This window comes from Coleofasciculus sp. LEGE 07092 (assembly GCF_015207375.1).
Taxonomy (GTDB): Bacteria; Cyanobacteriota; Cyanobacteriia; order Cyanobacteriales; family Coleofasciculaceae; genus LEGE-07092.
In genome coordinates, this window is record NZ_JADEWY010000194.1 from 1 (window position 1) to 9,084 (window position 9,084).

Here is a 9,084-nt window from a genome sequence, read left to right on the forward strand (position 1 = left end):
CATCCCAACCCTCCCAAGCAAAGGCGGCAAATACTAAGCCTAATTCTCTCAGAGCTGACTTAGAGCAAAGGCTTTCAGAACAAACTGCTGAAGTTGCCCGACTCACAGAGCAATCCCGATGGGCAATTGCTCAAAGGGGAGAAGCAGAAAAAGCACTGCTTGATAGCGAAGCGCAGTTACAAACGATTATTTCTAAACTTGCCGATGGAGTTATGGTCGTAGACGAAGGGGGTATCGTGCGCTTTGTCAACCCAGCCGTCCTCTCCCTCTTAGAGCGTGAATCAGAAGAGTTGTTGGGTCAATTGCTTGGTTTTCCGGTGATCGATGGCGACAATACGGAGGTGGATGTTCGTAGAAGTAGGGGAGAAACTGCAATCGCTCAGATGCGAGTTGTCAAAATCCACTGGCAAGGAAAAAAGGCTTATCTGGTTTCCTTGAGAGATATTACCGAAAGCAAGCGAGTTGAACAGGAACGGATACAACTCCTAAAAAAAGCCGAAGCCGCTAACCGCATCAAAGATGAGTTTCTTGCGGTTGTCTCTCATGAGTTGCGCACCCCCCTCAATCCCATTTTAGGCTGGTCGAAACTACTGCGTACTCATAATCTTAATCCCGCCAAAACCGAGCTGGCATTGGAAACCATTGAGCGCAACGCTTCTTTACAAGCGCAACTAATCGACGACTTACTAGATGTTTCCCGGATTTTGCGCGGTAAGTTGAAACTGAATGCCTGTTCTATAGACTTAGCAAACCCTATTGCGGCTGCGATTGAAACTGTTCGTCTGGCTGCCACTGCCAAATCCATTAATATTGAAACGATATTGGATGAAAATCGGGGACTTGTTTCTGGCGACCCTAACCGCTTGCAGCAAATTGTGTGGAACCTACTCTCCAATGCAATTAAGTTCACCCCCCCTCAAGGACGAGTGGAAATTCGCTTGCAACACCTCGAAGCAGAGAGTCAGCTTCAAGTCAGCGATACAGGTAAAGGTATCGATCCCGACTTTCTCCCCCATGTTTTTGAACACTTCCGCCAAGAAGACAGCACCACAACTCGGACTGCTGGGGGTTTGGGTTTGGGGTTGGCAATTGTTCGCTATTTGGTAGAACTCCACGGCGGTACGATTGAGGCACAAAGTTCGGGCGAGGGAAAAGGAACGACGTTTACCATGAAGCTACCGTTGATTTCTTCTCCTCAACCACTACATTCAAACGAACAGCAGACCAATGACACCCCCGATCTCAGCAATCTAAAGGTTTTAGTCGTCGAGGATGAAGCCAATAGCCGTGAGTTGCTGACCTTTATCTTAGAAGAGTACGGCGCAAATGTCCGGGCGTTTGCTTCGGCAAAGGAAGCACTATTGTCTTTCACTGAAACTCAGCCAGATTTGTTAATCAGCGATATTGCTATGCCAGAAATGGACGGCTATATGCTAATTCGCCAAATCCGCTGCCTGCCATCTGAACAAGGGGGACAAATTCCGGCGATCGCCTTGACCGCCTATGCTAGAGAAAGCGATGAGCAGTTGGCAATAGCATCGGGTTTTACACGATATATTCCCAAACCGATCGAGCCAGCTCAATTAGCAGAAGCGATCGCTAAGTTAGTTTGAAATTAGACCGCCTGCTGAGTGCCAGTTGCTACGTCTTCCCCAGAGTCTGCAAGAGGTGGACGCAGGCACAGATATAATAGCGAACCAACTAGAGGCACCAGCGCTACTGCCCAAAACCACGAAGAATTCTTCAAACCACGCCGCGCCATATCATCGCCCAAAAGGGCTGGAAATAACAGACACAACAGGCAAAAATCCAAACTCATCACATGGATAAAGCGACTAGTTTGCCACTGTTGAATAAAATCACTCCAATCACCTTTCAGAAATCCAAAACCCAAAAGACTTACAGTACCCAGTGTTAGGGCAACGCCAAACCAACGAGAATCGAATAACTTCAGGACACTATCTTTTTTGCCAGGAAAGTCTTGATTCGGTTGTCGCAGCGCCAGATAAGGCAGTAATGCAAATGCTCCCACCCCAAAAGAAGCAGTAGCAAAAAGCCATGCTGGAATTTTTTGCGTTCGACCATCGATAAATATCAAGCAGGCATAAATCAGGGGTAAAATACCCATGATATTGAATAAAGCGATAATTAAAGGATTGATGCCGTCCCAGTTGCCCGTAGATAGGTTTTTTATCAGTTCAAAGCTATCCGGTTGATTGGGAGGAGCAAGGAAGAACGCATAACTAATGAAGATGACCCAGATTAACCAAAATCCTAATTTTCTGAACATAATTACCTAAAAAATTGCAGATTTATTGGTTTATAAACTGCTTGAATCCTTCATCGCTACGGATTAAATCAAAATCAGGATTTGTTTTAGCTCTTTGTTTTAGTTTAGACTCAAACTTGAGATTTTCTATGGCGGGTTCAACCTGACCTTTTAATGCATAATAACAAGCTCGATTGTAGTGAAGACCTGATGAATGAGGTTTGAGCTGGCAGGCTTTTTCTAACGAATTCCAAGCTTCTGGGTAGCGATCGCATTTCATTAAAGCATAGGCGCGGTGGTTCCAGGCATGATGGTAATCGGGTTTCAGTTGAATCACCTGATCATAGGATGCAATCGCTTCTTCATAGCGCTTGAGATGTTCTAGGGTATAGCCCCGCCCAAACCAAGTTCTAAAATCATTCGGCTTGATTTGAATCGCGTGTTCGTAGGAATCAAGGGCTTCTTCATATCGCCGTAATTTATCGAGTGCCTTGCCCCGACCCGACCAAGCCACCGCCAAGTTAGGATTGATTTGAAGCGCACGGTCGTAAGAAACAAATGCTTCGTCGTAACGCCCATCATACCACAGAGCATTCCCTTGACTGACAAAATCATCAGAGGTTAAATAAAGCTGAGGATAAGTAGACTTTAAGGCTTCAAGTTTTTGGGTAAGTTCATGAATTTTTTGTTGAACTTCAGGACTCACCATTTCTTCTTGAATAATGGAAGGCGTTATTTTTGCAAGTTCTTGACAAATCCTATCCTTTTCTTGTTGTGCCGCTAAAAATAAATCTTGTAATTGAGCAATAAAGTCTAGTTTAAGGGTTTCTATTTCTTGTTTAAATTGGTCAAGTTGTTGTTTTAATTCAGCAGCAACTTGTACTTCTAGTTGAACTTTAACTGCTTTTTCGTCTGCCGTACCAATTGGTCAATGATGCTTTGACGCAAAAAGAAAGCCGCTAATCCGGTAACGATAGGAATAGCGATCAATACAGTAATTAATAGATTAATGAGGTCAATCGTCCAGCCAAAGGTGCGGTCAACTTCTGATTGAACGCGATCGCTAATCGTCCGACTGCGATCAATTTCGTTTTCGATTAACTGTTGTACTTCCTCCTGCTGCTGATCGGACAGGGTAGGAGTGGGTTGATTAGCAGTCGGTGGCGAAGAAGTCGGTTGAGCGATCGCTAAATTAACAGACAGCAGCACAACTGAAAAGACAATCGCCGTATACTTTTCAATCTTCATCCGTTTTCCTGCTAAATACCTCGTCCCCATCCCATCGTTCAAGCGACTTGACTCAAGGCACTACTCAAAAAATCAGCCGTAGCTTCCACCACAGCGATCGCATTTTCGTAGAGCATCCGAGTTGGTCCCAAAATACTCACACTTCCCACCGGTACGTCATCCTGCTGATAAGTTGCACAAACTAGGGTACAGGTGCGCATCGGTTCTAGGGGATTTTCCGAACCAATCCAGACTTTCGCCCGACGCTTGGGAATCAGTTCTTCTGGTAAATCGAAGATCACAGGAAACAGTTGCTCCTGTTCCTCTTCCAACAGGTGCAGCAGCATCTGCACTTGCTGGAGCTCTGAAAATTCGGGTTGACGCAACACTTCTGAGATGCCGCGAATCAAGATCGGTGTAGAAACGGGTACCTTGGTGCGGCGAGTCAAGTCAGTCAGCAACTTTTTTAGGAAATCAGCATACTGAGCAAATTCTCGATCGAGTTCGCTCCAATCCAGGGTAGAGATTTCACTGAGCGATCGCCCCCGCAATTTGCTATTCAAAAAGTTGGATAAAATCTGCAACTCCCGTTCGACAATTTCCTCATCCAGTTGAGCGTCATCCGGTAAGGTGGGCAGTTCCATCAGCACCGATTGCGTTTGATAGGCATCCGTTACCACAATCAACATAATCCGCCCCAGTTCAGGCTGCACCAACTGCAAGTGGCGCAATCGAGTTGCTTGGGACTGAGGTAGGGTAACTAAAGTAATGTACCCGCTCAAGGTCGAGAGGATTTGCGCAGCATCTCGCAGCAGTGCCTCAAAGTTTGACTCTTCCCAGCTCAAATGGTCTGTCAGTAAATGCTCAACGTGACGCCCCACCCTTTCAGAAGGTGTAATAAGCTGATCGACATACATCCGATAGCCAGAGTCTGAGGGAACCCGTCCGGCAGAGGTGTGGGGTTGATACAACAATCCCGACTTTTCCAGCATACCCATGCACGACCGAATGGTGGCAGGACTGACGCTGAGGTCATACTCTTTTGCCAAGACTTTGGAACCCACCGGTTCTGCGGTGGCAATATAGTGGCGGATGGTTGCCCACAAAATATGTTGTTGCCGATCACTCAGACTTACTTGCACAGGCATTTGAACAAAAGCCAAACATAATCAGATTTTCAACAGTATTGTTCAAAATCATGATTTTTATTGGGAATCTATTAACTGGCAGACCCATCCCCTCACTTAGCTGATTATAGGAGGTGTGCTTGTGCTTCCCTGAGTTGAGGGGGAGTCAGTGGTCAAAATTGACTACCATCCCAATTACCCCAGCGACAAGGAGATATTGTGAGCCTGTTTTTATTGTTATTGATTTATAAGATAACAGAAGAACCCCTTAGCTGTAGCTTACGACGAGCTTTGACTAGTAGCAGGGAATGGTAGGATCGACCATTCGCGAGTACGCATCGATCCCACCTACCACGTTTTTGACGTTCGTGAATCCCTGTTGCACCAACCACTGACACATTTGAGCTGAACGCATACCGTGATGGCACATCACTAGCGTTTCAGTCTGAAGGTCAAAGCGGTGGTGGATTTGGTCAGACCATTCGGCAAATTCACTTAACGGCAGAACCTCAAAGCCTTCAATTTGCGCGATCGCTACTTCTTGGGGTTCTCGCACGTCAATAAGCTGAAGCCCCCCTGGAAACTCAGCCATACGCTGTGCCAATTCTTCGACGCTGATTTCAGAAATGGGTTGACTAAAAGAATAAGCTGCCATGTTTAACCCAGTCGTCTGTTTAGTTCGCTTTAATACACTGTTTCACAGTTGCCAGCACCGCTTCATGAATTGCACCATTGCTGGCAATAATACCCTGATTGTTAACCAGTTTTGACCCGCAAGAAAAATCTAACCGCCGACCGTACATATCTGTCACTCGTCCACCCGCCTCTTCTAACACAATAGCTCCTGCCGCATGATCCCATATATTCTGGCGCTTGGGGGATGAGAGGGGAGACGGCAGGCGGAGGTAGAGAGCGGCTTCACCCCAGGCGATGACGCCATACTTCACCATTGAATCCATCCGCAGAGGAGGGGCAGTGAAGCCGAGTAAGCGAGTGACTTCCTGTTGTAAGGATGTATTGCCATGGGCTGACTCGACACTCTCAACGAGTCGGTGGGCATCTCCATTACTAGTATTACTAACGCAAATCTGACGCGGTTCGCCCCCAGCGAGGGGAATTACTGTCGTTCCCTGATTTCGCACCCCTACAAAAAGAACCCCCCGTTCTCCATCCGGTTGGGTTGGATCGACTGGTATTGCCGGACAACCCATAATACCGAGCTTCAAGTCACCTTCCTCAACAAGCCCTAGGGCGATCGCATATTGGTCGCCTCTCAGGTATCCTTTCGTGCCGTCGATGGGGTCGAGTGTCCAGTATCGTGGGGCAACCTTCCCATTCCCTCGATCAATCCAGGCGGTTACTGCCTCAGGATTTGCATCCGATATCTGATTCTTGACATAATTAGCCACTTGTGATAATCGTTCGGTCATGTCTGCTCGCTGCAATAACGCCGAATCTTCCTCGCCCACCACCGGATCATGGGGAAAGGCTGCTGCTAGCGCCTGACAAATCACTGCCTGTGCGCCAAAGTCAGCAATGGTAACAGGACTGCGATCGGGTTTGGTGATCGCTAGAGCATTTTGCTCCCGTCGAATTTGTTCACACAACTGGGCGGCAGCAGTTACGGCTCGGATAGCGACCTGTTTTTCGTGTTGATATGGCATAGTTTGATTAGCCCGTCTAAAGCAATCGTGAAATAGAATTATCGTATTCTTTAGAAGTTTTCAACAAGTTCGCGGGATTCCCCATCCTCAAAGAGAGTAAGCGTTTAGCTTACGAAGCGGAGTAAGTTGGGGTAGTTGAATATGAATTGATATGCGCTTTCGCCAATGGTTATTACCCAGACGACGGCTTGCGATCGCAGAAGCCTGTTTAATTGGTTTAGTATCTGCTCTTTCCGCCGTTCTGCTCAAACAGAGTATTAGCGGGTTAGGTTCGTTGCGCATTCAGGCTGCCGATCGTTTTCCTCCTGGCTTGGTTTTACCTGCTGTTGGACTCATTCTGGGATTACTTTCGGGTTGGTTAATAGAGCGTTTAGCCCCGGAAGCCTCTGGGAGTGGAATTCCTCAAATCAAAGCTACCCTAGCCCAATTTCCCATCCCACTGGATTTGCGAGTCGCTCTCACCAAGTTAGCAAGTACCATTCTGGCTATAGCCGGAGGGCTAACTCTAGGACGACAAGGGCCGACGGTTCATATTGGAGCGGCTTTGGCAGCACAATTTAGTCGCTGGCTACCCACCTCTCCCAGCCATCGGCGTCAGATGATTGCGGCGGGTGCAGCGGCGGGTTTAGCTGCTGGTTTTAATGCGCCGATTGCGGGTATTCTCTTTGTCGTTGAAGAACTGCTTCATGATTTTTCGGGCTTGACTTTAGGCACGGCAATTTTAGCTTCCTTTATTGGTGCCGTTACCTCACGGCTTTTGGGAGGTCACAACCTTGATCTCAACTTAGCAATAAACGAGATGTCTAACCGCTTCTCGGCTCCTGAAATTCCCTTTTACCTGATATTGGGTATTTTAGCGGGCTTACTGGCGGCTTTATTCAATCGCGGCATTCTTTTCTCTCTGACGTTGAACCGTCGCATTAATCTACCGTTGCCCCTGCGAATTGGATTAGCGGGTTTCATTTGCGGTTGCTTGGTTTCTCTTTTACCCGAAGATTTTCGGAATAACAGCGGGTTGCGAGAGTTTTTGATTACAGGTGAAGCCAGTTGGCAATTTACCAGCCTAGCCTTTATTACTTACTTCTTTCTCACCCTCGTTTCCTATGGTTCCGGCGCTCCTGGGGGTTTATTCCATCCCTCTTTGGTTTTGGGTTCTGCCCTCGGCTACCTGGTGGGGCTGATTGAGTTTCATGTATTGCATATAGGTTTGCCGACAACCTACGCCCTGGCAGGGATGGGCGCTTTTTTTAGTGCGGTTTCTAAGGTGCCGATTACAGCAATTGTCATTGTATTTGAAATGACAACGGACTTTAATCTGGTGCTGCCATTAATGATTACTTGCGTCGTTTCCTACCTGGTTGCTGATCAGCTTACGAAAGGATCGCTCTATCAGCGCTTATTGGAGTGGAAGGGCTACAGCTTACCCACTGAAGCAGTTGAGAAAAGTTCCTTAGCGGGATTAATGGCATCGGACTTAATGCAGCGGCGGGTGGAAAGCTTATCTATTGATATAACGCTGGATCAGGCAGTTAAAACTGTCTCGCGCTCGTCTCATCAAGGTTTTCCTATCGTCGATGGCGGCGAACTGGTGGGTATTGTCAGTCACTCCGATATTACCAATGCCACTCAAAGTAAGGGCAATCCACCCCGTTGTCCTTTTCCTGGGACTACACCCTTGGCGGAAATTATGACACCGCACCCGATTACGGTCAAGCCTACAGGCAACTTAGCAGATGTCCTTTATCTTCTCAACCGCTACCAACTGAGTCGTTTGCCGGTAACAGAAGGGCGGAAGCTAGTAGGAATTATTACTCGCAGCGATATTATTCGGGCAGAATTGGATCGGCTCGATAGCAAAGCCCCTAACATTGGACTCCAGCCTGAACCCTCCTATGTTGTTTATCAAACCCGCGCTCCAGCCATAGGGCGCGGACGATTGCTTGTACTGCTTGCCAATCCCCAGACTGCGCCGTTTCTTTTACGGATGGCAGCCGCAATTGCCCGCGATCGCAATTATGAATTGGAGTGTCTACAGGTTATCTTAGTTTCTCGTAGCAGTTCCCCAGCCGAAACCTCGGTAACAACGGTTAAAAGCCGCAAGCTACTGCGTCAAGCCGAAAAGCTAGGGCGAGATTGGCAGGTGCCAGTTCATACCCAGGTGCGAGTCGCTCAAGATAGTGCTCAGGCGATTTTGGAGACGATTAAAGAGCGACATATTAATCTTATCCTCATGGGTTGGAAAGGAAATACCTTAACCCCCGGTCGCATTTTTAGTAGCACGGTGGATACGGTGATTCGGCAGGCATTTTGTGACGTAGTGGTGGTGAAAATGGGCAAATCATTAAAGGCTCCCTACTCACTTCCTTTTTTCCATCGCTGGCTGATTCCCATTGCTGGGGGACCGAATTCCGAACGCGCCATAGAATTGATGAAACCGTTAGTTGCCTTGGGCAGTAAGCCACCGAGCATCCGGCTCTGCCAAGTTTTCGAGCCAACTAGCCCCCTCAATGACACAACAGCTCTGAAAACAGCGGCAGAATTTTTGAGCCATCACATTGGCGGCAAAATTGTAAAAACTCCAACTCTATCCAGTTCAGTCTCTGAGGGAGTCATTTATATGGCTAAAGCTGATTCGTGTGACGTTGTAGTTCTAGGAGCTAGTCAAGAAGGGCTACTTACCCAGGTGATTCAGGGCAATATTCCCGAAGCGATCGCTAGAGGTGTTGACAGTACGGTGATTTTAGTGCGGGGAGGGGTTGATTTGAGGGAGTAGGGAGTAGGGAGTAGAGTAACATCT

At 47.5% G+C, this 9,084-nt stretch carries 8 protein-coding genes; 2 read left to right on the top strand and 6 right to left on the bottom strand.

The features are described 5' to 3' along the window. Positions 1-1,613 (top strand): ATP-binding protein (locus tag IQ257_RS27775; protein ID WP_193933399.1); only part of this gene is annotated, 1,613 nt, incomplete at its 5' end. A 2-nt stretch (positions 1,614-1,615) separates the two neighbouring features. Here IQ257_RS27775 and IQ257_RS27780 read toward each other — a convergent pair. The 6 genes from IQ257_RS27780 to IQ257_RS27805 all read right to left on the bottom strand — a co-directional run bounded on the left by IQ257_RS27780 (position 1,616) and on the right by IQ257_RS27805 (position 6,287). Next, a complete protein-coding gene (locus tag IQ257_RS27780) occupies positions 1,616-2,290 on the bottom strand; it encodes a DUF2834 domain-containing protein (RefSeq protein WP_193881298.1) in 675 nt (224 codons plus the stop codon). Positions 2,291-2,312: 22 nt separating this feature from the next. After that, positions 2,313-2,978, bottom strand: coding sequence for a tetratricopeptide repeat protein (locus IQ257_RS27785; protein WP_193881295.1), 666 nt, complete (start codon positions 2,976-2,978; stop codon positions 2,313-2,315). Between the two features lie 176 nt (positions 2,979-3,154). Continuing rightward, positions 3,155-3,517, bottom strand: coding sequence for a hypothetical protein (locus tag IQ257_RS27790; RefSeq protein ID WP_193881292.1), 363 nt, complete (start codon positions 3,515-3,517; stop codon positions 3,155-3,157). A gap of 38 nt (positions 3,518-3,555) precedes the next feature. Then, positions 3,556-4,638, bottom strand: a complete 1,083-nt coding sequence (gene hrcA, locus IQ257_RS27795) for a heat-inducible transcriptional repressor HrcA (RefSeq protein WP_322744486.1) — start codon at positions 4,636-4,638, stop codon at positions 3,556-3,558. Between the two features lie 280 nt (positions 4,639-4,918). Further along, positions 4,919-5,278 (bottom strand): rhodanese-like domain-containing protein, encoded by a 360-nt coding sequence (locus IQ257_RS27800; protein WP_193881289.1) that lies wholly within the window; start codon positions 5,276-5,278, stop codon positions 4,919-4,921. A gap of 19 nt (positions 5,279-5,297) precedes the next feature. Further along, on the bottom strand, positions 5,298-6,287 hold the full coding sequence (locus IQ257_RS27805) for a 3'(2'),5'-bisphosphate nucleotidase (RefSeq protein ID WP_193881287.1): 990 nt from the start codon (positions 6,285-6,287) through the stop codon (positions 5,298-5,300). 151 nt (positions 6,288-6,438) lie between these two features. Here IQ257_RS27805 and IQ257_RS27810 point away from each other — a divergent pair, with 151 nt between their 5' ends. Then, a complete protein-coding gene (locus tag IQ257_RS27810) occupies positions 6,439-9,060 on the top strand; it encodes a chloride channel protein (RefSeq protein WP_193881284.1) in 2,622 nt (873 codons plus the stop codon). Positions 9,061-9,084: the final 24 nt, after the last annotated feature.